Consider the following 22,720-nt stretch of genomic DNA (forward strand, 5'->3'; position numbering starts at 1 on the left):
TCTGACGCGAAAGGCTCCGGTTCCCAAGGGAACCGGAGCCTTTGCCGGGTGATCGAGCGCTCGCCGGAACTGCTCTCAGAGCTGGTCGCCGACGATGACCGGCTCGTTGACAAGCGTCACGCCGAAGGTGTCGCGCACCCCGTCGCGCACCTGCCGGGCGAGGGCGAGGACGTCCGCGGTCGTGGCACCGCCCCGGTTGGTCACGGCCAAGGTGTGCTTCGTGGACAGCGCCGCAGGCGCCGGCAGGCCGAAGCCCTTGGCGAAGCCGGCGTGGTCGATGAGCCACGCGGCGCTCGTCTTGACCCGGCCGTCGGGCTCGGGGAAGCGCGGAGGCGTCGGCCCCTCCCACCCGAGCCGCTCCCCCACGCGCTCGACGAGGTCGTCGAACTCGTGGCGGCTGAGGATCGGGTTGGTGAAGAACGACCCGCACGACCACGTGTCGGGGTCGGCGTCGTCGAGCACCATGCCGCGGGACCGGCGCTGCGCGAGGACGGCCTCACGGGCGTCCTGGAGGGGCACGCGCGTGCCGAGCTCGACCCCGAGACCCTTCGCCAGGGCGGCATACGCCACCGGGCGGCTGAGGTCGGCGACCTCGAACTGGAACACCACGTCGAGCACGACGTAGCGCGAGTGCCCCTTGAAGCGCGAGTGGCGGTAGGTGAAGGCGCAGTCGGCGTTCATGAAGGTGCGCACGGCCTGCTCCTGCCGGTCCCACGTGCGCACCTGCGCGACCGTCTGCGAGACGTCCTGGCCGTAGGCGCCGACGTTCTGGATGGGCGTGGCCCCGGTGAGGCCGGGTATGCCGCTCAGCCCCTCGACGCCCGCCCATCCCTGCACGACGGCGTGGGCCACGACGTCGTCCCACGCCTCGCCGGCGGCCACCCGGACGACGGCTCCGCCGCAGTAGTCGGCGGACTCGGGCGTGATGCCCGACGTGGCGACGCGCACGACCGTGCCCTCGAAGCCGTCGTCCGAGACGAGGAGGTTGGAGCCGCCCGAGACGACGAGCAGCGGCTCGTCGGCGTCGTCGACCTCACGGACCGCGTCGACGAGCTCGTCGGTGGTCGTGGCCGTGACGACGCGCGCGGCCGGGCCACCGACCCGCATCGTCGTGAGGGTCGAGAGGAGGACGTCGTGTTGCTCCTGCACGCGGTGGACCGGCCGGCTCAGTCGAGGACCGCGACGGCGAGCGCCCGGCCGAGGACCTTCTCGCCGGCCGCGGTGGCGGTCAGCTCGACGGTGACCCGCTTCGTCTCGGGGTCGACGGACTTGACGACGCCCGAGACCTCGATGTCGGCGCCGGCGTCGTAGGGCACGACGACGGGGCGGGTGAAGCGCACGCCGTACTCGACGACGCGGCCGGCGTCGCCCACCCAGGCGGTGACGAGCGTGACCGCCGAGCCCATCGTGAACATGCCGTGAGCGATGACGTCGGGCAGCCCGACCGCCTTGGCGAAGGGCTCGTCCCAGTGGATGCGGTTGCGGTCGAGGGAGGCGCCGGCGTACTGGACCAGGCGCGCCCGGTCGACGTGGACGGTCGTCGCGGGCAGCGCGTCACCGACGGAGACCTCGGAGAAGGACCGCACGGCCGCCGGCGTCGTGCTCGGAGTGCTCGGAGTGCTCGGAGTGGTGCTCATCACTCGCCCCCTCGGATGACGATGGTCGACGTGGCCGTGCAGACGGCCTCACCCGCCTCGGTGGCGAGCTCGGTGCGGGTCGTGACCATGGCGTGGCCGCCGGCCTCGCGCACGGTGTCGACGTGGAGCGTGCCGACGACGGCGTCGCCGGCGGTCAGGGGGCGGTGGTGGACGAAGCGCTGCTCGCCGTGCACGACGCGGGAGAAGTCGATGCCGGCCTCGGGGTCGCGGATCAGCTGGCCGTCGCACTGCTGGGCGATGAGGACCGCGAACGTCGGAGGCGCGATGACGTCGGCGTAGCCGCGGGCCCGGGCGACCTCGGCGTCGACGTGCACCGGGTCGGCCGAGCCGACGGCCTCGGCGAACTCACGGATCTTGGCGGCACTGACCCGATAGGTCTCGGTGGGCGGGTAGACCCGGCCCTGGAAGTCTGAGTTCACCGGCATACGGGCAGCCTATCGACCGCTGCCGACCGGCGCCCGCGCCGCCCGGTGGGCGTCCGGGAACGACGACGCTCCCCCGGCCGATGGCCGAGGGAGCGTCGAGGAACGCGATGGTTCAGCGGGTCTCGCGGTGCTCCGTGTGCTTGCCGCACTTCGGGCAGAACTTGTTCATGGCGAGACGGTCGGGGTTGTTCCGACGGTTCTTCTTGGTGATGTAGTTGCGGTCCTTGCAGTCCACACACGCCATCGTGATCTTCGGACGGACGTCGCTGCTCTTGCTGGCCACGGCAACCTGCTCTTTCGGGAACGTACTTTGGGTGTTCGGTCGTCTTGCGACGGGTGTCGCGCGGCGCGTCACGCGTTCCGGGCGGCATCCCGGGGTGACACGCAGGCGCGACGTCCAAGGCTACGCGACACCCCGATGATTCGAGAAATCGAACCGGGTGCGCGCGGAGGTGGTAGCGGGAGCGGGGCTCGATCCCGCGACCTCACGATTATGAGTCGTGCGCTCTAACCAGCTGAGCTACCCCGCCATGGGCTGTCGTCCCCCGGCCCGCCGCAGAAGCGACGAGGCCGGGAACCGACCGACCAGAGCCCCAATAGGGAATCGAACCCTAGACCTTTTCCTTACCATGGAAACGCTCTGCCGACTGAGCTATTGGGGCGCGGCCGACACCGAGAAACGTTGCGAGAACGTCTTCAGGACGACCTGTTGTGCGACGGTGAGACTACACGGTCGGCGGCGCGGATACGAAATCGAGCAGATGACCGACGGCCGGCGTCCCAACTGGGAGGATCAGGGCATGAGCGGTCTCATCGACGGCCAGCACGACCCGGGTCCGGCCACCGAACCGCCGGACCCACCGGTCGGGTCCGGGGGCCCACCGCCCGGCACCGACGTCGGTGACGTGGACACCCGCCTGGTCGACGTCCAGGTGCGCTTCGACCGGCGCAGCGTGTGGCGCGCGGGCTGGCTCGCGGTCGCCATCGTCGCGATCGCCGCCCTCGGCAAGTTCGTCATCGACGACGGCGGCTCGGTCATCTTCACCCTCATCATGGCCATGCTCGCCTCGATCGCGATGGAGCCGGCCGTCGCACGGCTCTCGCGCCGGATGCGGCGCGGCATGGCGACCATGATCGTCATGCTCGGCGTGCTCGTCTTCTGCATCGTCTTCATGCTCGCCTTCGGCAACCTGCTGGCCGACCAGCTGGCCACCTTCGTCGCCTCGATCCCCTCGCTCGTCCAGAGTGCGACGACGTGGGCCAACGAGACCTTCGGCGTCGAGCTCAGCCCCGACAAGCTGCTGGCCCAGTTCACGAGCGACGTCGGCGGCCTGAGCACCCTGGCCGGCAGCGTGGCCGGCGGCCTCATCGGTGCCGTCGCCACGGTGCTCGGCGCCTTCTTCTCGTCGATCACCTTCTTCTTCTTCACCTTCTACTTCTCCGCCGACAGCCTGCGCCTGCGTCGCTGGGTCGCCCAGCTCGCCCCGCCGCGCCAGCAGGCGGTCATCGGGGTGGCGTGGGACCTCGCGGTGATCAAGACCGGCGGCTACGTGTCGGCCCGGCTCGTGCTCGCCGGGATCTGCGGCGGACTGTCGAGCCTGTTCATGCTCATCATCGGCATGGACTACTGGTTGGCCCTCGGCATCTGGACCGGCCTCGTGGCCCAGTTCGTGCCGACCATCGGGACCTACATCGCGATCGCGCTGCCGGTCTTCGTCGGCCTCGTCGGACCGGAGCCGTGGCAGGGGCTGGCGCTGCTCGGCTTCGCCCTCGTCTACCAGCAGATCGAGAACGTGACGATCGAGCCGCGCATCTCGGCCGACGCCGTCGACGTGCATCCCGCGGTGTCCTTCGCAGCCGTGATGTTCGGCGCGGCGCTCTTCGGCGTCTCGGGGGCCTTCGTGGCGGTGCCCGTGGCCGCGCTGATGCTCGCCCTCTTCGACATCTACTCGCGCAAGTACGAGCTGCTCCCCCAGCTCGCCGCGCCGCAGCCCGGTGAGCGCCAGAAGGCCGACCACCAGCACGCGTCCTTCACGGCCCGCCTCCCGGTGCTGCCCGGAGCCCGGGCGAAGGCACCCGAGCCGCCGACGCCCGCGGCGGCGCCGGAGCCGACGGGTCTGCGCGCGACGCTGCGCCACTGGTTCTCCCGGCACGACACGTCGGGCCCGGAGACGTAGCCCGCACCCGAGGCCCTGACGGCCGCTGTCACTCCCCGTCGTGCGCGTCGTGGGCATCCAGCGCCTGCTGGGCCGTGGCCTCCTCCGCCTCACGGCGACTGCGTATGCCGCCCGCCTCGTCGAGCTCACCCGTGACCTTCTCGAGCCGGGACCTCGCCGTCGCGAGCCGCCGCTCGAGGTCGGCGATGCCCTCCGTGACCTCCTCCTGCCGGGCCGTGAGGACCGCCACCTGTCGGTCGGCGGACCGCAGGTCGGCCCGTGCGGTCTCGAGTGTCGACTGGAGTCGGGCCCGCTCGGCGGCGCGCCGGCTGCGTCGTCGCTCCTCGAGGTCGACGGCGTCCCCTCCTCCCCCGCCGGGCAGGACCGAGAGCGACGGTCGGGCGCGGTCGGGCACGGACGACCCGAGCTCCTCGGGGTCCGTGATGGCGACGACGTCGGCCACGTCGACCGAGCCGAAACCCGAGTAGCTGAGCGCCTTGACGAGCGCGCCCGTGAGGACCGAGGCCTCGGCGTCCTCGTCGGCGATGAGCGCGGTCAGCGTCTCGCGCACCTCCTGGGCCGCACCGGCGCCGAGCTTCTGGCCGTCCTCGGCCGCGACCTCTGCGATGCGGTCGGCCAGGGCGTCGACGCGGATGGCGCGCTCCCGGCCGAGCAACCGCAGCTGGTCGGCGTCGAGGGTGCGCTGGGCCTCACGGAGCAGCTCGGCGAACGACCGGAGCTCCTCGAGCTCGTCCGCGTGCTCGCGCACGAAGTGGTTCACCGCCCAGGCGGCGAGGGTCGGCTTGCGCAGGGCACCCACCGAGGCGGCGAGGTCCTTCTCGCCCGCGGACCTCGCCTGGGCCACCAGTTCGGAACGGAGCGGGGTGAAGCGAGCGGGCGGGGCGGCATACAGCTGCTCGACGGCGGCGCGCAGGTGCAGGATCACCTCTGCATCCTCCCGCAAACCCGCTGGTGCGGCCCGCGCGGGACGGGCAGGCTGGGGCCGTGATCTGGATCTGTGCGACGTGCGCCGTCGAGACCGATGACCTGCCCGAGCCTCCGGACGCGTGCGCCGTCTGCGAGGACGAGCGGCAGTGGGTGCCCGAGCAGGGGCAGCGCTGGACGACGGTGGACCGGCTGCGGGAGTCCGGGACGCGCATCCGCGTCGAGGCGGTCGAGGACGACCTCTGGGGGCTGCGCGCCGAGCCCGAGGTCGGCATCGGGCAGCAGACGATGGTCGTGCGCGTCCCCGAGGGGGTGTTGCTCTTCGACTGCGTCGGCTACATCGACGACGCCGCCGTCGAGCTCGTGCGATCGCTCGGGCCCACGCTCGCGGTGGCCTCGAGCCATCCGCACATGTACGGCGTGCAGACGGAGTGGGCCCGGGCGCTCGGCGACGTCCCGGTGCTCGTGGCCGCGCCCGACGCCGAGTGGGTGCGCCGGCGAGACCCGCTCGTCGAGCTCTATGACGAGCAGCGGCAGGTCGCACCGGGTCTGACGCTGCACCGCGTCGGCGGGCACTTCCGCGGTCAGGCCGTTGTCGAGTGGACGGCAGGCGCCGAAGGACGCGGGGTGCTGCTGGCGGGCGATGCCGTCTTCCCCAACCCAGACCGTCGGTCGATGAGCTTCATGCGCAGCTATCCGAACCGGATCCCCTTGTCGGGCAACGTCGTCCAGCGCGTTGCCGGTCAGCTGGAGGCCCTGCACTTCGACCGCCTCTACAACAACTTCGGCACCGCAGTGCCGTCAGGGGCCAAGGCCATGCTGCGACGGTCCGCCGACCGCCACGCGGCGTGGACGCGGGGAGACTTCGACCACCTGACGTGAGGACGCGGCGCCAGGTCGTGCCCGAGACGCGTCCAGTGGGTAGGTGCACCCCGACGGCGTCGTCCGGCGCCGCGCCACACCCGTGGAGGAGAAGCCATGAGCGACAACCCGCTGGACCCCGTGAGCGACGACCCGACGACCGAGGGCCCCGCTGACGGCGGAGCCGACACGAGCAGCCACGACGGCGGCGCCGACGGTGGCGCCGACACCGAGGGCCCCGCTGACGGCGGAGCCGACACGAGCAGCCACGACGGCGGCGCCGACGGCGGGGCCGGAGCGGACCCGACCAGCTCGATCTGATGACCGCTGGCACGACGAGCCGGGTGCCCACGCACGAACGTGGGCGCTCGGCGCTCGGGCGTCTCGTCCCCTTCGCCGCCGACGAGTTCGCCAGGGATCACTGGTCGCACACGCCGGTCGTCACCAGGGCAGCCGACCTGCCGGGCGGACTGCTCGACCTCTTCGGCGAGGGCTCCGTCGACGAGCTCGTCTCCCGACGCGGGCTGCGCGCCCCCTTCCTGCGGGTCGCCCAGAACGGCCGCACGCTCGGTGACCGGGAGTTCACCCAGAGCGGAGGCGTCGGTGCATCCGTCGCCGACCAGGTGAGCGATGACAAGCTGCTCGGGCTCTTCGCCGACGGTGCCACCATCGTCCTGCAGGGGCTGCACCGCACGTGGGGACCTCTCATCGACTTCACCCAGCAGCTCGCGGAGGAGCTGGGGCACCCGGTCCAGGCCAACGCCTACGTCACGCCCAGCCAGAACACCGGCTTCAGCGACCACTACGACGTGCACGACGTCTTCGTGCTCCAGATGGCCGGGGAGAAGACCTGGCGCGTCCGGCCCCCGGTGCACGAGTCACCGCTGCGCGACGAGCCGTGGACCGACCACCGGGCCGAGGTCGAGGAGGCAGGACGTCGAGCACCTGACCACGAGTTCACGCTCCGTGCCGGTGACGTCCTCTACCTGCCGCGCGGCTGGGTGCACTCGGCCACCGCGCTCGGCGGGGTCAGCACGCACCTCACTCTCGGCGTCCACGTCTGGACGCGACGTCACGTGGCCGACGAGCTCGTGTCGATCGCGCTGGCCGAGGCCAGCCGCGACGAGGGCGTGCGCGCCTCGCTCGACGTCGCGCCGACGGGCTTCGACCACGAGGCCATCGCCCCCGACGTCGAGCTCGTGCGGGAAGCGCTCGTACGCGCCCTGGGCGAGATCGACGTGGCCACGGTCGTCGACGCCCTCGAGGCAAGAGCCCGCGGCTCGCAGCGCCCTGCGCCGATCAGCCCGCTCGCCCAGGTGGCGGCCGCGGAGGCCCTCCGACCCGAGACGACGCTCCGGCTCCGGCCGCACGTGGCCGCGCGGCTCGTGCCCTCGGGCGACGGCCCGGCTCGGCTGCGCAGCCGCCTCGCCGACTTCCCGGTCGAGTCGCACGACGTCGGCACCTTCGTGGCGCTCCTGGCGGGCGGAGTGCTGCGTGCCGACATGGTCGGGCTCGAGCTGGCTCGTCGGCTGATGCTCTCCGGCCTGCTCGTCGTCGCCGACGACTGAGGCACGACGTGGCCTCTCGACGGTTGATCCGTCGAGGGGCCACGTCGTGTCGGGTGGCGATGGTCGAGAGGTCAGTCGGTGCCGGGGCTCAGGCGGTGCCGGCCGCACTCAAGATCGCCTGGGCGCCGACGAGGCTCGGGCCGTACCAGGTGAGCAGGCGTCCGCTGACGAGCGCGGTGCGGGCCTGCGTGAAGGCCTCCGGACCGTCGGCCGCCGAGAAGACGTACGGCTCGTCGGGCAGCAGGACGGTCACGCCCTCACGGTCGAGGTCGGCCACCTCGACGTGCGGGTAGCGCTCCGGGGCGTTGGCGAGGACGTTGCGCCAGCCGAGCCGGGACACGAGGTCACCGGTGAAGGTGTCGCGCCCGACCGCCATCCACGGATCGCGCCAGATCGCCACGGCCACGTCGACGACGGGATCGGGCACGGGCCCACCCCACTCGCCCCGCGCGGCGACGAGCCAGTCGGGCGTGCCGACCTCGAGCACCTCGACGAAAAGTCGCTCGAGCGAGTCGAGCGCCCCCGGCACCGTCTCGATGTCGGTGACCCAGACGGGTATGCCGTCAGCCCGCAGCCGCCGGACGTCGAGCTCGCGGTTCTCCTCCTTGTTGACCACGACGAGATCCGGCTCGAGAGCCGCGATGGCCCTGAGGTCGGGGTTCTTGGTGCCCCGAACCCGTTGCACCGCAAGACCTTTCGGATGCGTGCACCAGTCGGTCGCGCCGACGAGCCGCTCCGGGCACGTCGTCGCCAACGCCTCGGTGATCGACGGCACCAACGACACGACCCGGCGCGGCGGTGTCGGCAACGACACGGCATACGCCAGGTCGTCGGCGAGTGTCACCGGCACGGTTCGTGGCCTTTCGACGGTTGCGGGGTGGGTCAGACGTTGCGGCGGTACTGGCCACCGACCTCGAAGAAGGCCTCGGTCACCTGCTGGAGCGAGCACACCCGCGCCGCCCGCATGAGGACGTCGAAGACGTTGCCGCCCTCGATGGCAACGGCCTTGAGCTCCTCGAGCGCCGCCGCCGCCTCGACCTCGTGCTCTGCGCGGAACGCCCGGACGCGCGAGAGCTGGCTCTGCTTCTCCTCCTCGGTGCCACGGGCGAGCACGACCGTGCGGGGCACGTCACCCTCGTGCGGGTTGCGGAAGGTGTTGACGCCGATGATCGGCAGGCTGCCGTCGTGCTTGCGGTGCTCGTAGAGCATCGACTCGTCCTGGATGCGGCCACGCTGGTAGCCGGTCTCCATGGCCCCGAGCACGCCGCCGCGCTCGGTGATGCGGTCGAACTCCTTGAGGACGGCCGCCTCGACGAGGTCGGTCAGCTCGTCGACGACGAACGAGCCCTGGAGCGGGTTCTCGTTCATCGCGAGCCCCCACTCGCGGTTGATGATGAGCTGGATGGCGAGGGCGCGACGCACCGACTCCTCCGACGGGGTCGTCACGGCCTCGTCGAAAGCGTTGGTGTGCAAGGAGTTCGCGTTGTCGTAGATCGCGATGAGCGCCTGGAGCGTCGTACGGATGTCGTTGAAGTCCATCTCCTGCGCGTGGAGCGAGCGACCCGACGTCTGCACGTGGTACTTCAGCTTCTGGGACCGCTCACCCGCGTTGTACTTCTCCTTCATCGCCACGGCCCAGATGCGGCGGGCCACGCGTCCGAGCACGGAGTACTCCGGGTCCATGCCGTTGCTGAAGAAGAAGCTGAGGTTGGGCGCGAAGTCGTCGACCGCCATGCCGCGCGCGAGGTAGCTCTCGACGTAGGTGAAGCCGTTGGCGAGGGTGAAGGCGAGTTGGCTGATGGGGTTCGCCCCGGCCTCGGCGATGTGGTAGCCGGAGATGGACACGGAGTAGAAGTTGCGGACCTTCCGCTCGATGAACCACTCCTGGATGTCGGCCATCATCTTGAGGCTGAACTCGGTGCTGAAGATGCAGGTGTTCTGGCCCTGGTCCTCCTTGAGGATGTCGGCCTGCACCGTGCCGCGGACGTTGGCGAGGGCGTATGCCGTGAGCTCCTCGCGCTCGACGTCGCCGGGCTCCCTGCCCTCCCGCGCCCGGAAGGCGTCGACCTGCTGGTCGATGGCGGTGTTGAGGAAGAAGGCGAGGATCGTCGGCGCCGGACCGTTGATCGTCATGGAGACGCTCGTCGTCGGCGACACCAGGTCGAAGCCGTCGTAGAGGGCCTTCATGTCGTCGAGCGTGGCGACGGAGACGCCCGAGGTGCCGACCTTGCCGTAGACGTCGGGGCGCGGGTCGGGGTCGCGGCCGTAGAGCGTCACGGAGTCGAAAGCCGTGGACAGGCGGGTGGCCGGCTGCCCCTCGGAGACGAGCTTGAAGCGGCGGTTGGTGCGGAACGGGTCACCCTCCCCCGCGAACATGCGCGCCGGGTCCTCCCCCTCGCGCTTGAACGGGAAGACTCCGGCGGTGAAGGGGTAGTAGCCGGGGAGGTTCTCGCGGCGCAGGAAGCTGACGAGCTCGCCGTGGTCGCGGTAGCGAGGCAGTGAGACTCGGGGGATCTTGTTGCCCGACAGCGACTCCCGGGTCAGGGTGTTGCGGATCTCCTTGCCCCGGATCGTCACGACCTGCTCGTCGCCGGAGTAGGACTCGACGACGGAGGGCCAGTCGGCGAGCGCGCTCGCCACGTCGGTCGGCACGTCGGTGCGGGCATGGTCGAGGAGGGCCTCGACGGCGTCGACCGCGCTCTCGGCGCTGTCGACGTCGTCGGCCGCCGCTGCGGCCGCGAGCTCCCCGCGCACCAACTCGAGCCGCTGCACCCTGCTGGCCGCGGCGGCATACCGCTCGGTGGCCTCGTGGTAGCCGCGGACCGTGTCGCTGATCTCGGCGAGGTAGCGCACCCGGGACGCGGGCACGATGGTCGCGATGCGGGTGGACTGCCTCGTGGCGACGCGCGGCAGCACGCCCTCGTCGACGGGCATCCCCTTCTCCGAGAGCAGCTCGCGCAGCTGCTGGTAGAGCGCGGTGACGCCGTCGTCGTTGAAGGTGGCCGCCGAGGTGCCGTAGACGGGCATGTCGGCCGGACTCTTGCCGAAGGCCTCGCGGTTGCGCACCATCTGGCGGCCGACGTCGCGCAGGGCGTCCTCGGCGCCGCGGCGCTCGAACTTGTTGATGGCCACGACGTCGGCGCGGTCGAGCATGTCGATCTTCTCGAGCTGGCTGCTGGCGCCGAACTCCGGCGTCATGACGTAGAGGGAGACGTCGGCGTAGTCGATGACGGCGGCGTCGCCCTGGCCGATGCCCGGCGTCTCGAGGATGACGAGGTCGAAGCCGGCGGCGCGCACGACGTCGAGGACGTCATCGAGGTGCGTCGGCACCTGCGAGCCGCCGCGCGTGGCGAGGCTCCGGAAGAAGACGCGGTCGCCGTCGAGCGAGCTCATCCGGATGCGGTCACCGAGGAGCGCTCCGCCGCCACGGCTGCGGGTCGGGTCGACGGCGAGCACGGCGACCCGCAGCTTGTCCTGCTGGTCGAGGCGCAGCCGGCGGATCAGCTCGTCGGTGAGGCTCGACTTGCCGGAGCCTCCGGTGCCGGTGATGCCGAGGACCGGCACGCGACGCCGGGCGGCCGCCTCGCGGATGCCCGAGAGCATGGCGTCGTCGATGTCACCCTCCTGCGCGCCGGTGATGGCGCGCGCCACGGCGGCCCGCTCGCCGGCGAGCACGGCCTCGAGTGCGGGCGCACCGAGCTCCCACGGGTCGAAGTCGCAGTCGGCGACGACGGTGTTGATCATGCCGGCGAGGCCGAGGCGCTGGCCGTCCTCGGGGCTGAAGATCGTGACGCCGGACTCACGCAGCCGCGCGATCTCCTCGGGGACGATGACGCCGCCGCCCCCGCCGACCACGCGGACGTGGCCGGCGCCGTTCTCCTCGAGCAGCTTCACGAGGTACTCGAAGTACTCGACGTGCCCGCCCTGGTAGGAGCTGACGGCGACGCCCTGGACGTCCTCCTCGATCGCCGCGTCGACGACCTCCTGGACCGAGCGGTTGTGCCCGAGGTGGATGACCTCGGCCCCCTGCGTCTGCATGATGCGCCGCATGATGTTGATCGACGCGTCGTGCCCGTCGAAGAGGCTGCTCGCCGTGACGAGGCGGACGTGGTGGGACGGCTGGTGGTGATCGCGCTTCGTTGCGTCGGACATGCAAAAATAGTAGGACTTCCTACTAATGGACGTCAACGCGTCGGCGTCCTACGATGGCGCCATGAGTGCGCAGACCAACGCCGAGGGCGGCATGAGCGCCGGAGCGGGCGGTGCGAGCGCCGGCGTCGCCGCCGGGTCCGGCCTCGGCTTCGACCCGATCGCCCGGGCGCGGGAGCAGTGGGTCGAGCAGGGCTGGGGCCCGGCCGCCGACGGGATGGCCGCCATCACCTCGCTCATGCGCGCGCACCAGATCGTGCTCGCCCGCGTCGAGGCGACGCTCCGGCCGCTCGGGGTGACCTTCGCGCGCTACGAGGTGCTCATGCTCCTGTGGTTCAGCCGGCGCGGGTCCCTCCCGATGAAGGTCATCGGCAGCCGCCTGCAGGTGCACCCCACGAGCGTGACCAACGCGGTCGACCGCCTCGAGGACGCCGGGCTCGTGACGCGCTCGACGCATCCCGAGGACCGGCGCGCGATGCTCGTCGCCCTCACCCCGACCGGCCGCGAGCTCGCGGAGCGGGCCACCAAGGCCCTCAACGCCGAGGTCTTCGAGCAGCCCGACCTCGGAGCCACCGACGTCCGCTCGCTCGTCGACGTCCTGACGCGGCTGCGACGCGACGCGGGCGACTTCTGACCCAGTTCGTTACGCGGACCGGCAGCGGCCGGGGCGCGACCTCGGCAGACTGGGGGGCATGCCCGACACCCCGCTGCCCCCGGACCACCTCGACCGGCTCGCGCAGCAGCGGCGGTCGTTGCGCGAGCTCGCGCGCGCCGCGCAGCGGCCCGGCGGAGGGTTCGGATGGCTCGGCGACGACGGGAGGCTCGACCCGGCATACGGCGTCGAGCTGTGGATCACGGCACGGATGACCCACGTCGCCGCCCTGGCGGTGCTCGAGGGCGACACGTCGTTCGAGGCGGTCGTCGACCACGGCGTCGCGACCTTCGCCCCCGGCGGCCTGCTCCACGATCCCGAGCACGGTGGCTGGTTCGCGTCGGTCCACGGCGACGGCACGCCCGACGTGTCCGACAAGCGGGCCTACGAGCACGCGTTCGTCGTGCTCGCCGCGACCTCCGCGTCAGCCGCCCGGCGTCCCGGGGCGGACGACCTGCTCGACCGCGCGCTGCAGACCTACGAGCAGCGCTTCTGGCGGGAGTCCGACGGTCTCGCCCTCGACGTCTGGGACCGCACGTGGACCGACCTCGAGGACTACCGCGGCGTCAACGCCAACATGCACTCGCTCGAGGCCCTGCTCGCGGCGTGGGACGTCACGCGCGACCCGCGTTGGCTCGGTCACGCGCTCCGGATCACCGAGCGCGTCGTGCACGGCTTCGCCCGCTCGTGGAACTACCGCCTCCCCGAGCACTTCGACTCGTCCTGGGAGCCGCGCCCCGACTACAACCGCGAGCGACCGACCGACAAGTTCCGCCCGTTCGGCGTGACGCCCGGCCACCTGCTCGAGTGGTCGAGGCTGTCGCTGCACCTGCGCCACGCCCTCGGGGCCGAGGCGCCGGCGTGGCTGCTCGACGAGGCGCGCTCGCTCTTCGACGTCGCGGTGCACGAGGGCTGGGACGTCGACGGGCACGAGGGCTTCGTCTACACGACCGACTTCGAGGGTCGGCCCGTCGTGCGGGACCGGCTGCACTGGGTCGTCGCCGAGGCCATCGGCGCCGCCCGCACACTCCACCTCGCGACCGGCGACCCGACGTATGCCGCCTGGTACGACCGGTGGTGGGAGCACGCCCACGCGTGGTTCGTCGACCCCGAGCAGGGGTCGTGGCGCCACGAGCTCTCACCCGAGCTCGCGCCGTCGAGCGTCGTCTGGCAGGGACGCCCGGACGTCTACCACGCCTACCAGGCGTGCCTCGTCGGCGCGCTCGGCGAGATCACGTCGTTCGCCGGGGCCCTCCGGGACGGGCACCTCCAGTCGGCTCGGACCGCCTAGTCCTGCTGCCGGTCGACGAGGGCCCAGATCTCGCTCTCCGGGTAGCGGCGATGTCCGCCCAGCGTCCGCAGCGCGTGGAGCCGGCCGGTCCGTGCCCACCGGCTGACGGTCTTGGGATCGACGCGGAAGATCGTCGCGACCTCCGCCGGGGTCAACAGCCTCTCGACCGCTGTGTCATTTCCGTCCATGTCAGTCCGCCTCGCGCGATCGCAGCGTCAGTGGAGGTCACGGACTCGGGGCTGGCTGCTCAACCCCGAGTCCGAAGGATCCCGGATCCCGGCACGCCCTGCGGCGACGGTCGCCGGCTCCCGACACCTGTCACGGTACGGACAGTTCATTCGACAATCAAGCGACCAGACCAACGAACGAGACGGCCTCAGTAGATTGGGCGCATGAGCCCCCGCGCCCAGGCCCGCGACGACGCGACGGTCGCCCTGAGAGAGCTGATCCTCGCCGGTGAGCGCTACCGCATCGCGGTGGCCGCGCGCCTCGACCTCTCGGTCAACGAGAGTCGGACCATCAGCTACCTCCTGGCCCGTGGCGCCATGGGCCAGACCGAGCTCTCGACCGCCCTCGGCCTGACGACGAGCTCGACGACGACGCTCCTCGACCGCCTTGAGCAGCGCGAGATGGTGCGACGCGTCCCCGACCCGACCGACCGGCGGCGCAGCTCGGTGGAGATCCCCGAGTCGGGCGTGCTCCGGCTCCGCGAGGTCAGGGACTGGCTGCCCCAGGCCTTCGACGCGTTCGACGGGGACGACCTGCACGACGTGGCCGCCACGCTGGGGACCCTCGCCGCCTCGCTGCGCGAGGTCACCACCCGGATCGACACCTCGCACACGTCGAGCCCCGGGCGCCGCAAGCGCCACTGAGCGCGGCGTCGTCCAGACCGGTCGTGCCTCAGCCGATGACGCGGTCGAGGAAGGCGTTGCCGAAGACGCGTTCCGGGTCGACCCTCGCCCGCAGCGACCGGAAGTCGGCCATCCGCGGGTAGAGCGGCTCGAGCTCGTCGACGCCCGCGACGAAGCACTTGCCCCAGTGCGGCCGCGCCCCGAGCGGCAGGAGGGCTGCCTCGACCGCCGGCAGGACGGCATACACGCGCTCGACGTCGCGGACCCACGTGAAGTGCACGGCCACGACGTCGTGCCCGTGCGAGCCGCTGAGCCAGAGGCCGTCGGCGGCGACGGTGCGCAGCTCCGAGACCTGGAGCACCGGCGCCATGAGGTTCCGGAGGCCGCGGAGGCGCTCGATCGCGGTGAGGGCGTGCTCGCGGGGCAGGAGGTACTCGCTCTGGAGCTCCTCGCCGCGGCTCGGGGTGAAGCCCATCCGGAAGTGCGGCAGCCGGTCGAGCCACGGGCCGGGCACGCCGCCCTGGGCCGTCACCGACTCCGGGTCGGCACCGTCGAGCATGTGCATCGTCGTGGTCGCCGGCACCGCGCCGAACGGCTCGCAGGGCGCCTGCTCGCCGCGGCTCTTGAGCCAGACCTGGTCGATGCCCGCCTCGCCCCACCGGGTGAAGAGGCTGACGCTGTAGGCGCTGCTCGTGACCGCGTCGAGCCCGGAGGTGAGCGCGTCCCACGACAGGCCGGTGAAGACGTCCTGTCGCACGTCGTAGGTGGGCTCGACGTCGAGGGTGGCGGAGGTGACGATCCCGAGCGCACCGAGGGCGACGACGCTGCCCTCGAAGTCGGCGTCCCCACGGCTGACGGTGCGCAGCTCACCGTCGGGACCGACGAGGTCGAGGGAGGCGACGGCCGTTGCGAGAGAGCCGTTTCCGGCGCCCGAGCCGTGCGTGCCGGTGGCGACGGCACCCGCGACGGAGATGTGCGGGAGCGACGCGAGGTTGCCGAGGGCCCACCCCGCCGCGTGCAGCCGGGTCGCCACCTGGCCGTATGCCGCGTGCCCCGTCACGCGGGCCGTGCGGGTCGTCGGGTCGACGACCACGGCGGTCGGCAGGTCGACGAGCGAGACGAGCACGCCGTCGTCAGCGTCCGTGACGTCGGTCAGGTCGGTGAAGCTGTGCCGCGACCCGAGGGCGCGCACGCGCGGGGCCGCCGCGACGAGCTCTTGCAGGTGCTCGACCGAGCGCACCCCCTCGATCGGGGACCGGTAGGTGTGACTGCCGGCCCAGTTCGTCTCCGCCATGGCCCCAGTCTGCCCGCGGCGGCCGAGGCGAGGTCAGCAGTGTCAGGTCTGGTGACGCCGGCGGTGGCTGCGGTCCTCGTGGAGCTCGGGGTGGACGTCCTCGGGCAGCTCCTCGGGCTCGGCACCCTCGCCCGGACGGGCCACGCCCCAGCCGTCGGCGGTGATGGTGTCGACGGGCGGGTTGCCGACGAGGTGGGAGCGCTCGGCTCCCTCCGGGTGGTCGCGACGCGCCTGCTCGGTGTCGTCGCGATGCTTGTTGAGCGACTCGCTGGAGTCGCGTCCGGCTCGACGGGGCCCCACGATGACGAGGCCGATCACGAGGATCACGACGACGGCCAGCATGACGATGAGTCCTACACGATCACCCATGGGCACCTCCAGGGTCCGATGCGTCACTCCCGACGGTACTCCCGTCGGCTCCGCGTGAGGCCCGTTGTGCGCGAACGGATGCCGCGCGGGTCGCGCAGCCCGCAGCGGCCCGGAGCTGCTCGGATCGCCGGGGTCAGTGTGCGTCGCGGGCGGCCCGGGCCGCGGCGACCTTCGCCGCGCGCTCGCGCGCGAGCCGGGCCGTCGGGTCATTGCCCTCGCCCAGCTGCGCCGGGCCGAAGACGGTCAGGGCGACCAGGCGCAGGCGGTAGCCGATGCGGTACCCGATCGAGAGTCCGTCACGGGGCGTCGATCTCGACACGATGCTGCCTCCAGTTAGTTAGTGCACTAACTGTTAGTGTACACAGATCCAGCCACCCCGACGACGAGGCCTCGATGACCCGCAGCGCCACCGCCCGCACCACGCCGCGACCGACCACCCGCTTCGGAGAGACCGCCGGCTCCACCGTCTCCCCCGACGACCTGCTCAAGCTCGACCAGCAGGTCTGCTTCGCCCTCGCCGTGGCGGCCCGCAACGTCATCGGGCTCTACCGCCCGGTGCTCGAGCCCCTCGGGCTCACCCACCCGCAGTACCTCGTCATGCTCGCCCTCTGGGAGCGGTCACCCCTCACCGTCCGCGAGATCGGCCGGCTCCTCAGCCTCGAGCCGGCCACGCTCTCGCCCCTGCTCAAGCGGCTCGAGGCCGCAGGTCTCGTGACGCGCGACCGGCACCCCGACGACGAGCGTGCCCTCGCCATCACCCTGACGCCGCGCGGCCGGCGGCTGCGCGAGCAGGCGCTCGACGTGCCGCCGCAGATCGTCGAGCGGCTCGGGGTGCGGGTCGAGGACCTCCAGGCGCTGCACGCCTCACTGACCCGGGTCATCGCCGCCACGACGGTGACCGACTGAGCGCGACCCGACGGGGCGCGACGGCCCGGGTACGCCGCTGGGCCCGGGTACGCCGCTGGGCCCGGGTATGCCGCTGGGCCCGGACATCGGTCCGGGCCCAGCGGGTCGTCGGCTCGTCGCGAGCCGGGAGGTCGGACGTGGGGCAGGCGGGTCAGGCCGCGGGTCGGTGGTCGACGAGGGCGCTGAGCGCATCCTGCAGTCGCCCGAAGACCTCGGGGTCGCCGAGCACGTCGGTGTCGATGGTCGTCTGCGACACGATGACGTCGTCGAGCACGACGGCACCGGCGATGCCTGCCGACCGACGGGTGTCGTCGTGGGCCCACTTGCCGCCGTAGGGGGTCGGGGTCGCGCCGACGACGGCGAAGGGCTTGCCGGTGATGGCGCCCTGACCGTAGGGGCGGGACAGCCAGTCGATGGCGTTGTTGAGCACGGCAGGCATGGTGCCGTTGTACTCCGGCGTCACGGCGAGCACGCGGTCGGCGCCCGCGACGCTCTCGCGCAGCTGGGCAGCCGTGGCAGGCACGTCGTCGCCGTCGATGTCCTCGTTGTAGAACGGCAGGGCGCCGAGGCCGTCGATGATGTCGATCTCGACACCCTCGGGCGCCTGGTCGCGCAGCGACTCGGCGATGCGACGGTTGACGGACTCGGTGCGCAGGCTTCCGACGAGGACGGCGACGCGCGTGCGGGTAGGGGCAGCAGTGGTCATGGGAGGACAAACGGACCGCGGTCCGCTTGTATTCCCGAGGGCGACCGGTCATCGCGGTCGCCCTGCACGCTCCGTCGTCCGACCTAGGATCACGACCGTGTCCACCGAGCCACCGCTCTTCGACCTGCACCGCCGCCCCGAGCGGCGTGACGCGGCGCGCAACCGCGAGCTCCTCCTCGACGCCGCGCACCGGCTCGTCGACCGCGACGGGGTCGACGCGGTGACGATGGATGCCGTCGCCGCCGAGGCCGGTGTCGGCAAGGGCACGGTGTTCCGTCGCTTCGGCAGCCGAGCCGGCCTCATGTCGGCCCTCCTCGACCACGGCGAGGCACGGTGGCAGGGCCGGGTCATCTCCGGTCCACCACCCCTCGGACCCGGCGCGCCCGCGCTCGACCGGCTCCTCGCCTTCGGCGAGTCCCGGCTCGAGCGCACCCTCGTCAGCGGCGACCTCATGGTCGCCGCTGCGGGTCGCCACGGCCGGTCGCTGCCCGCGGTCGCCTTCCTCGTGGCCCACGTGCGCCACCTGCTCGCCGAGCTCGACGTGACCGGGGACCTGCCGGTCATGGCCCTGTCCCTCCTCGCCCCGCTCGACGTGACCTTCGTCCTGCCCCAGCTCGAGGCCGGCGTGACCCGCGAGCGCATCCTCGCCACCTGGACCGATCTCGTGCGTCGCGTCGTCGAGGCCGGCTGAGCCTCACCTCCCGGTCGGTCGCTGCGAGGCCGCGGCCGCGCCGAGATCGGCCGGCTGCAGGCGGTGCCGCGGCTCCGGGTCGACGACGGCCCGCTCGGTCACCGACAGGTCCGGGCCGACCCGGACGAGGACGCCGGGGTCGAGCATCCGCCACGCGGGGTCGTCGTCGAGGCGCTCGCTCGCGACGACGACGCACGGTGCGTCGGCCAGCTCGTCGCTGACGACGTGCGTGCCGGTGTCACTGCGGTGGTCGAGGACCTCGCCGGGCTGCCGACGGTCGAGCAGCCACAGGGCGTGGGTGTCGGGGTAGCGGCACGCCCACAGCTCGGTGGGCGTCGTCAGGACGACGTTGACGGCATACACGGGCAGGTGCCGGGCCACCCAGCCGAGGGTACGCTCCATCCCCACGGCCACGTCCCCGCCGGCAGCGGCGGTCTCGGCGGTCACGAGCGCGAAGAGGCGCTCGGAGTCGGTGTCGCCGCGCACCGTCGCCATCGCCGCGCCGAGGTGCTCCTCGAGACGGGGCAGCCCCTGGACCACACCGTTGTGCGCGAAGAGCCGGCCGTCGAGCTCGAAGGGGTGGGTGTTCTCGGGGCGCGGCCCGGTGCCGGACGAGTGGCGGACGTGCGCCACGAAGGTCGCACTGCGCCGTTCCTTCGCCTCGCTCGCGAAGTCCGCGTCGTCCCAGGCCGCCAGCGCCTGCTTCTCCACGACCGGGCGGCCGGCCTCGTCGAAGGTGCCGAGGCCCGTGCCGTCGGGGTTGCGGTGCGACTGGCGACTCAGGCTGTCCGGTGCGTCGAGGAGCCAGAACGTCGCGGACACCCGCGCGCGACCGGCACTCATCCCGAAGAGACGACACACGGCTACCTGCTCTCCACGGCCTCCTTGGACTTGGCGATGGCGAAGCCCCAGCCCTGGGCGAGCTTGGGCTTGGGCGGGATCGCGACCTCGTCGGGGTTGGTCACGACGTCGAGCAGCACCGGGCCGTCGGTGGCGAGGGCCCACGTCACGGCGTCGTCGAGCTGGTCGGCCTCGGTGACCCGGCGGCTCGTCAGACCCATGGCCGCAGCGACCGCAGCGAGGTCGGGGTTGTCGAGCTCGGTCCCGAACTCCGGCAGCCCACCCTGCTCCTGCTCGAGCTTGACCATGCCGAGCCGACCGTTGTCGAAGACCACGACGACGACGGGCAGCCGATAGGTCACCGCGGTGCGCAGGTCGCCGAGCAGCATCATCAGTCCACCGTCGCCGGCGAAGGCCACGACCGGACGCGTTCGGTCGAGCGCCTGCGCCCCGAGCGCCATCGGCATCGCGTTGGCCATCGAGCCGAGGTTGTAGGAGCCGACGAGCCGACGCGTGCCACGCATGGTCACGAACCGGGCGAGCCACGCGGTGGACATGCCGGTGTCGCTCGTGAAGATCGTCGTGTCGGGCGCCAGCCGGTCGACGGCAGCCGCCACCGCCTCCGGCCGGATGCGCTCGTCGGGGTTGTCGAGGACGGCTCGGGCCCGCCCGAGGAGCGTGCGGTCGTGGTCCGGGTCGAGCAACGAGCGCTGACGCCCGTGCCACGTCGCGTATGCCGTGCGCGCCCTCTCGAGGTGCCCGCGGTCCTCGCGTCGGCGGAGCCGCGGCACGAGCAGGTCCAGCGTCGACGCGGCGTCGCCGACGAGGGCGTGCTGCACGGGGGTGCGCCGGCCGACGTGCTCCCCGCGCGCGTCGAGCTGGATCACGGTCTTGCCGGTCGGGTACCAGTCGCGGTAGGGGAAGTCGGTGCCGACGAGGACGAGCACGTCGCAGTCGTCCATGGCCTGGGCGGCGGCGGGGTTGCCGATGAGGCCGGACTGGCCGACCTCGAAGGGGTTGTCGTGCTCGAGTCCCTCCTTCGCCTTGAGCGTCAGCACCATCGGGGCGGCGAGGACGTCGGCCAGCTCGAGCACCTGCGAGCGGGCCCCGCGCGCACCGCACCCGACGAGGAGCGTCACGGGAGCGTCACCGGCGAGGGCGGCGACGGCGGCCTCGACCTGCGCGACCGGTGCGGGCGCCGGCACCGCGGTCGGTGCGAACGTCGCGGGACGCACGCCCTTGTCGAGTGCGAGGTCGCCGACGTCGCCCGGCAGCGTCAGCACGGCGACGCCGCGCATCGACTGTGCCGCGTTGACGGCCTGCTCGAGCAGGTAGGGCAGCTGTCCCGCCGAGGTCAGGGTCTGGGACCACACCGAGACGTCGGCGAAGAGGGCGTTGTTGTCGACCTCCTGGAAGAAGTCGGTCCCGATCTCGGGGCTCGGCACCTGGCCGCAGATGGCGAGGACCGGCGCGTGCGACTTCTTCGCGTCGTAGAGCCCGTTGAGCAGGTGGATCGACCCCGGTCCCACCGTGCCCATGCACACCCCGAGCGTGCCGGTCAGCTGCGCCTGGGCGCTGACGGCGAAGGCCGCCACCTCCTCGTGGCGCACCCCGACCCACTCGATGCGGTCCTCCGTGCGGATGGCGTCGGTCAGCGGGTTGAGGGCGTCGCCGACGACCCCCCAGACCTGCGTCACCCCGGCGTCCGCCAGCGAGGTGATGATGTGCTCGGCGACGGTGGTCATGACGGGCTCCCGCCGAAGTGGTCGGCGCTCGCTGCGGCCCAGTCATGGGCCCAGTCCCGCGGGGGCTCGGCCAGCAGCTGCCCCGGCGCGAGCCAGTCGTAGAGCTCGGCGTAGGACTGGTTGCGGGTCGCCGACACGTTGATCCGCAGGTGGTGCGGCGTCAGGCGCGAGGGGTCCGTGACACCCATGGCCGCCATGATCCGCATCGCCTCGTCGACCGTGGCCTGCTGGTAGCGGTGGACGCGCTCGCTCTTGTCGCCGACGTCGAGCGCTCGCGCGCGGCGCGGGTTCTGGGTGGCGACGCCGCTCGGGCACTTGTCGGTGTGGCAGCGCTGGGCCTGGATGCAGCCGGCGGCCATCATCATGGCGCGGGCCGAGTTGGTGTAGTCCGCCCCCTGGATGATGCGCTTGACGATGTCGTTGCCGGCCGCGACCTTGCCACTCGCGCCGATGCGCACGCGGTCACGCAGGCCGACGCCGACGAGCGCGTTGTGCACGGTCATGAGGCCGTGGGTGAGCGGCATCCCGACGTGGTCCTCGAACTCGAGCGGCGCAGCACCCGTGCCACCCTCGGAGCCGTCGACGACGATGAAGTCGGGCGTCGTTCCGACCTCGAGCATGGCCTTGCAGATGGCGAGGACGTCGACCCGGGAGCCGACGCAGAGCTTGAAACCGGCGGGCTTGCCGCCGGCCAGCTCACGCATGCGGCCGATGAACTCGATGAGCTCCACCGGCGTGCGGAAGACGCGGTGGCTCGACGGGCTGACGCACTTCTCCCCCTGCGGCACCTGGCGGATGTCGGCGATCTCCTTCGTCACCTTGGCCCCCGGCAGCACCCCGCCGATGCCGGGCTTGGCGCCTTGGCTCAGCTTGAGGGAGACGCACTTGACCGAGTCGCCGGATGCCTTGTCGGAGAAGGTTGCCGGGTCGAAGTCGCCGTCCTTGGTGCGCGCACCGAAGTAGCCGGTGCCGATCTCCCAGACGATGTCGCCCCCGTTCTCGAGGTGATAGGGCGACAGGCCACCCTCACCGGTGTCGTGCGCGAACCCACCGAGCGCCGCGCCCTGGTTGAGCGCGCGGATCGCGTTGGCGGACAGGGCACCGAAGCTCATCGCCGACACGTTGAGCAGCGCCATGGAGTAGGGCTTGGTGCAGTCAGGACCGCCGACGAGGACGCGGGCCGGAGTGTCGGGCGGGTCAGCCGGAGCAGCAGAGTGCACGAGGTACTCGTAGCCGACCTCGTTGACGTCGAGCTCGGTCCCGAACGGGCGCTCGCCGTGGATGCCCTTGGCCCGCTCGTAGACGACCGACCTGGTGTCGCGGTCGAACGGGCGGCCGTCCCAGTCCCGCTCGATGAAGTACTGCTGCAGCTCGGGCCGGATGTCCTCGAGGAGGTAGCGCAGGTGCCCGACGACGGGATAGCGCCGCAGGATCGTGTGCTTGCGCTGGAGGAGGTCCCAGGCCGCGAGTCCGACCGCACCCGCCCCGGCTCCACCGACCACCCACCTGCTTCGACCCACGACTGCCTCCTCGCCCGACGTGCCGCCTTGCGCGACCCGTGCTCGTCCGCCCCGGGTGCCCGTTCGGGACGAGCACTCCGACGTTCGCGTCCA

At 72.0% G+C, this 22,720-nt stretch carries 24 protein-coding genes and 2 tRNA genes; 9 read left to right on the top strand and 17 right to left on the bottom strand.

The window, feature by feature from the left end; translation table 11 throughout:
* Nucleotides 1-75: 75 nt before the first annotated feature.
* The 6 genes from AB4Z14_RS11250 to AB4Z14_RS11275 form a co-directional block, all read right to left on the bottom strand.
* Entirely contained in the window at nt 76-1,149 is a 1,074-nt protein-coding gene (locus tag AB4Z14_RS11250; protein ID WP_442275233.1) for a UDP-N-acetylmuramate dehydrogenase, read from the bottom strand.
* A gap of 17 nt (nt 1,150-1,166) precedes the next feature.
* Nucleotides 1,167-1,637, bottom strand: a complete 471-nt coding sequence (locus AB4Z14_RS11255) for a MaoC/PaaZ C-terminal domain-containing protein (protein WP_056822143.1) — start codon at nt 1,635-1,637, stop codon at nt 1,167-1,169.
* Entirely contained in the window at nt 1,637-2,083 is a 447-nt protein-coding gene (locus AB4Z14_RS11260) for an FAS1-like dehydratase domain-containing protein (RefSeq protein ID WP_442275234.1), read from the bottom strand. Before AB4Z14_RS11260 ends, AB4Z14_RS11255 begins: the two co-directional genes overlap by 1 nt.
* Before the next feature lie 112 nt (nt 2,084-2,195).
* Nucleotides 2,196-2,366: a 50S ribosomal protein L33 gene (gene rpmG, locus AB4Z14_RS11265; protein ID WP_020143294.1), complete on the bottom strand. Its 171-nt coding sequence runs from the start codon at nt 2,364-2,366 to the stop codon at nt 2,196-2,198.
* A 170-nt stretch (nt 2,367-2,536) separates the two neighbouring features.
* Nucleotides 2,537-2,613 (bottom strand) — tRNA-Met (locus AB4Z14_RS11270).
* Between the two features lie 59 nt (nt 2,614-2,672).
* Nucleotides 2,673-2,745, bottom strand: a tRNA-Thr gene (locus AB4Z14_RS11275).
* 138 nt (nt 2,746-2,883) lie between these two features.
* On the opposite strand from AB4Z14_RS11275, the gene AB4Z14_RS11280 reads away from it, so the two are divergent.
* The gene (locus AB4Z14_RS11280; RefSeq protein ID WP_442275235.1) at nt 2,884-4,260 is read left to right on the top strand and encodes an AI-2E family transporter; all 1,377 of its coding nucleotides are present in this window, start codon (nt 2,884-2,886) and stop codon (nt 4,258-4,260) included.
* A gap of 28 nt (nt 4,261-4,288) precedes the next feature.
* Here the strand turns inward: AB4Z14_RS11280 and AB4Z14_RS11285 are convergent, their stop codons facing one another.
* Nucleotides 4,289-5,185 (bottom strand): hypothetical protein, encoded by an 897-nt coding sequence (locus tag AB4Z14_RS11285; protein ID WP_442275236.1) that lies wholly within the window; start codon nt 5,183-5,185, stop codon nt 4,289-4,291.
* Between the two features lie 59 nt (nt 5,186-5,244).
* Between AB4Z14_RS11285 and AB4Z14_RS11290 the strand changes: the two genes are divergently transcribed.
* The 3 genes from AB4Z14_RS11290 to AB4Z14_RS11300 all read left to right on the top strand — a co-directional run bounded on the left by AB4Z14_RS11290 (nt 5,245) and on the right by AB4Z14_RS11300 (nt 7,613).
* Nucleotides 5,245-6,066 carry a hydrolase gene (locus AB4Z14_RS11290; RefSeq protein WP_442275237.1) on the top strand — a complete coding sequence of 274 codons (822 nt, stop codon included), beginning with the start codon at nt 5,245-5,247 and terminating at the stop codon, nt 6,064-6,066.
* A gap of 96 nt (nt 6,067-6,162) precedes the next feature.
* Nucleotides 6,163-6,366 carry a hypothetical protein gene (locus AB4Z14_RS11295; protein WP_056771211.1) on the top strand — a complete coding sequence of 68 codons (204 nt, stop codon included), beginning with the start codon at nt 6,163-6,165 and terminating at the stop codon, nt 6,364-6,366.
* The gene (locus AB4Z14_RS11300) at nt 6,366-7,613 is read left to right on the top strand and encodes a cupin domain-containing protein (RefSeq protein WP_442275238.1); all 1,248 of its coding nucleotides are present in this window, start codon (nt 6,366-6,368) and stop codon (nt 7,611-7,613) included. Before AB4Z14_RS11295 ends, AB4Z14_RS11300 begins: the two co-directional genes overlap by 1 nt.
* A gap of 88 nt (nt 7,614-7,701) precedes the next feature.
* Here the strand turns inward: AB4Z14_RS11300 and AB4Z14_RS11305 are convergent, their stop codons facing one another.
* Together AB4Z14_RS11305 and icmF are read right to left on the bottom strand one after the other, a co-directional pair.
* Complete coding sequence (locus AB4Z14_RS11305; protein ID WP_442275239.1) at nt 7,702-8,463, bottom strand: helical backbone metal receptor; 762 nt, start codon at nt 8,461-8,463, stop codon at nt 7,702-7,704.
* Nucleotides 8,464-8,495: 32 nt separating this feature from the next.
* Nucleotides 8,496-11,765: a fused isobutyryl-CoA mutase/GTPase IcmF gene (icmF, locus tag AB4Z14_RS11310; RefSeq protein WP_442275240.1), complete on the bottom strand. Its 3,270-nt coding sequence runs from the start codon at nt 11,763-11,765 to the stop codon at nt 8,496-8,498.
* 91 nt (nt 11,766-11,856) lie between these two features.
* Here icmF and AB4Z14_RS11315 point away from each other — a divergent pair, with 91 nt between their 5' ends.
* Together AB4Z14_RS11315 and AB4Z14_RS11320 are read left to right on the top strand one after the other, a co-directional pair.
* Nucleotides 11,857-12,396, top strand: a complete 540-nt coding sequence (locus tag AB4Z14_RS11315; RefSeq protein ID WP_442275389.1) for a MarR family winged helix-turn-helix transcriptional regulator — start codon at nt 11,857-11,859, stop codon at nt 12,394-12,396.
* 58 nt (nt 12,397-12,454) lie between these two features.
* Nucleotides 12,455-13,705, top strand: coding sequence for an AGE family epimerase/isomerase (locus tag AB4Z14_RS11320; RefSeq protein WP_442275241.1), 1,251 nt, complete (start codon nt 12,455-12,457; stop codon nt 13,703-13,705).
* On the opposite strand, the gene AB4Z14_RS11325 is transcribed toward AB4Z14_RS11320, so the two are convergent.
* Nucleotides 13,702-13,893 carry a BldC family transcriptional regulator gene (locus tag AB4Z14_RS11325; RefSeq protein ID WP_028785469.1) on the bottom strand — a complete coding sequence of 64 codons (192 nt, stop codon included), beginning with the start codon at nt 13,891-13,893 and terminating at the stop codon, nt 13,702-13,704. The two genes, AB4Z14_RS11320 and AB4Z14_RS11325, sit on opposite strands and share 4 nt — an antisense overlap.
* Before the next feature lie 204 nt (nt 13,894-14,097).
* Between AB4Z14_RS11325 and AB4Z14_RS11330 the strand changes: the two genes are divergently transcribed.
* A complete protein-coding gene (locus AB4Z14_RS11330) occupies nt 14,098-14,577 on the top strand; it encodes a MarR family winged helix-turn-helix transcriptional regulator (protein ID WP_442275242.1) in 480 nt (159 codons plus the stop codon).
* Nucleotides 14,578-14,605: 28 nt separating this feature from the next.
* Here the strand turns inward: AB4Z14_RS11330 and AB4Z14_RS11335 are convergent, their stop codons facing one another.
* From AB4Z14_RS11335 to AB4Z14_RS11345, 3 genes are all read right to left on the bottom strand, one after another.
* The gene (locus AB4Z14_RS11335; protein WP_442275243.1) at nt 14,606-15,850 is read right to left on the bottom strand and encodes a D-arabinono-1,4-lactone oxidase; all 1,245 of its coding nucleotides are present in this window, start codon (nt 15,848-15,850) and stop codon (nt 14,606-14,608) included.
* 42 nt (nt 15,851-15,892) lie between these two features.
* The gene (locus tag AB4Z14_RS11340) at nt 15,893-16,219 is read right to left on the bottom strand and encodes a hypothetical protein (protein WP_442275244.1); all 327 of its coding nucleotides are present in this window, start codon (nt 16,217-16,219) and stop codon (nt 15,893-15,895) included.
* Between the two features lie 133 nt (nt 16,220-16,352).
* Nucleotides 16,353-16,538, bottom strand: coding sequence for a hypothetical protein (locus AB4Z14_RS11345; protein ID WP_442275245.1), 186 nt, complete (start codon nt 16,536-16,538; stop codon nt 16,353-16,355).
* 74 nt (nt 16,539-16,612) lie between these two features.
* Between AB4Z14_RS11345 and AB4Z14_RS11350 the strand changes: the two genes are divergently transcribed.
* A complete protein-coding gene (locus AB4Z14_RS11350) occupies nt 16,613-17,125 on the top strand; it encodes a MarR family winged helix-turn-helix transcriptional regulator (RefSeq protein WP_442275246.1) in 513 nt (170 codons plus the stop codon).
* Nucleotides 17,126-17,276: 151 nt separating this feature from the next.
* Here AB4Z14_RS11350 and AB4Z14_RS11355 read toward each other — a convergent pair whose 3' ends face one another.
* Nucleotides 17,277-17,831 carry an NADPH-dependent FMN reductase gene (locus AB4Z14_RS11355; protein ID WP_442275247.1) on the bottom strand — a complete coding sequence of 185 codons (555 nt, stop codon included), beginning with the start codon at nt 17,829-17,831 and terminating at the stop codon, nt 17,277-17,279.
* A gap of 97 nt (nt 17,832-17,928) precedes the next feature.
* Between AB4Z14_RS11355 and AB4Z14_RS11360 the strand changes: the two genes are divergently transcribed.
* Entirely contained in the window at nt 17,929-18,522 is a 594-nt protein-coding gene (locus tag AB4Z14_RS11360) for a TetR/AcrR family transcriptional regulator (protein ID WP_056822168.1), read from the top strand.
* A gap of 3 nt (nt 18,523-18,525) precedes the next feature.
* On the opposite strand, the gene AB4Z14_RS11365 is transcribed toward AB4Z14_RS11360, so the two are convergent.
* The 3 genes from AB4Z14_RS11365 to AB4Z14_RS11375 are packed head-to-tail and all read right to left on the bottom strand — an operon-like array spanning nt 18,526 to nt 22,627.
* A complete protein-coding gene (locus tag AB4Z14_RS11365; protein WP_442275248.1) occupies nt 18,526-19,383 on the bottom strand; it encodes a class II glutamine amidotransferase in 858 nt (285 codons plus the stop codon).
* A gap of 2 nt (nt 19,384-19,385) precedes the next feature.
* Nucleotides 19,386-21,107, bottom strand: coding sequence for a thiamine pyrophosphate-dependent enzyme (locus AB4Z14_RS11370; RefSeq protein WP_442275249.1), 1,722 nt, complete (start codon nt 21,105-21,107; stop codon nt 19,386-19,388).
* A complete protein-coding gene (locus tag AB4Z14_RS11375) occupies nt 21,104-22,627 on the bottom strand; it encodes an FMN-binding glutamate synthase family protein (protein ID WP_442275250.1) in 1,524 nt (507 codons plus the stop codon). Before AB4Z14_RS11375 ends, AB4Z14_RS11370 begins: the two co-directional genes overlap by 4 nt.
* Between the last annotated feature and the right edge of the window lie 93 nt (nt 22,628-22,720).

It is taken from the genome of Terrabacter sp. 2TAF16, from assembly GCF_052115065.1.
GTDB lineage: Bacteria > Actinomycetota > Actinomycetes > Actinomycetales > Dermatophilaceae > Terrabacter.

What these genes read in the sequence shown, in the direction of transcription:
- AB4Z14_RS11255 (WP_056822143.1), bottom strand. Translation starts at nt 1,637, where the DNA reads ATGAGCACCACTCCGAGCACTCCGAGCACTCCGAGCACGACGCCGGCG.
- AB4Z14_RS11260 (WP_442275234.1), bottom strand. Translation starts at nt 2,083, where the DNA reads ATGCCGGTGAACTCAGACTTCCAGGGCCGGGTCTACCCGCCCACCGAG.
- AB4Z14_RS11280 (WP_442275235.1), top strand. Translation starts at nt 2,884, where the DNA reads ATGAGCGGTCTCATCGACGGCCAGCACGACCCGGGTCCGGCCACCGAA.
- AB4Z14_RS11295 (WP_056771211.1), top strand. Translation starts at nt 6,163, where the DNA reads ATGAGCGACAACCCGCTGGACCCCGTGAGCGACGACCCGACGACCGAG.
- AB4Z14_RS11300 (WP_442275238.1), top strand. Translation starts at nt 6,366, where the DNA reads ATGACCGCTGGCACGACGAGCCGGGTGCCCACGCACGAACGTGGGCGC.
- icmF (WP_442275240.1), bottom strand. Translation starts at nt 11,765, where the DNA reads ATGTCCGACGCAACGAAGCGCGATCACCACCAGCCGTCCCACCACGTC.
- AB4Z14_RS11315 (WP_442275389.1), top strand. Translation starts at nt 11,857, where the DNA reads ATGAGCGCCGGAGCGGGCGGTGCGAGCGCCGGCGTCGCCGCCGGGTCC.
- AB4Z14_RS11320 (WP_442275241.1), top strand. Translation starts at nt 12,455, where the DNA reads ATGCCCGACACCCCGCTGCCCCCGGACCACCTCGACCGGCTCGCGCAG.
- AB4Z14_RS11325 (WP_028785469.1), bottom strand. Translation starts at nt 13,893, where the DNA reads ATGGACGGAAATGACACAGCGGTCGAGAGGCTGTTGACCCCGGCGGAG.
- AB4Z14_RS11330 (WP_442275242.1), top strand. Translation starts at nt 14,098, where the DNA reads ATGAGCCCCCGCGCCCAGGCCCGCGACGACGCGACGGTCGCCCTGAGA.
- AB4Z14_RS11335 (WP_442275243.1), bottom strand. Translation starts at nt 15,850, where the DNA reads ATGGCGGAGACGAACTGGGCCGGCAGTCACACCTACCGGTCCCCGATC.
- AB4Z14_RS11340 (WP_442275244.1), bottom strand. Translation starts at nt 16,219, where the DNA reads ATGGGTGATCGTGTAGGACTCATCGTCATGCTGGCCGTCGTCGTGATC.
- AB4Z14_RS11350 (WP_442275246.1), top strand. Translation starts at nt 16,613, where the DNA reads ATGACCCGCAGCGCCACCGCCCGCACCACGCCGCGACCGACCACCCGC.
- AB4Z14_RS11355 (WP_442275247.1), bottom strand. Translation starts at nt 17,831, where the DNA reads ATGACCACTGCTGCCCCTACCCGCACGCGCGTCGCCGTCCTCGTCGGA.
- AB4Z14_RS11370 (WP_442275249.1), bottom strand. Translation starts at nt 21,107, where the DNA reads ATGACCACCGTCGCCGAGCACATCATCACCTCGCTGGCGGACGCCGGG.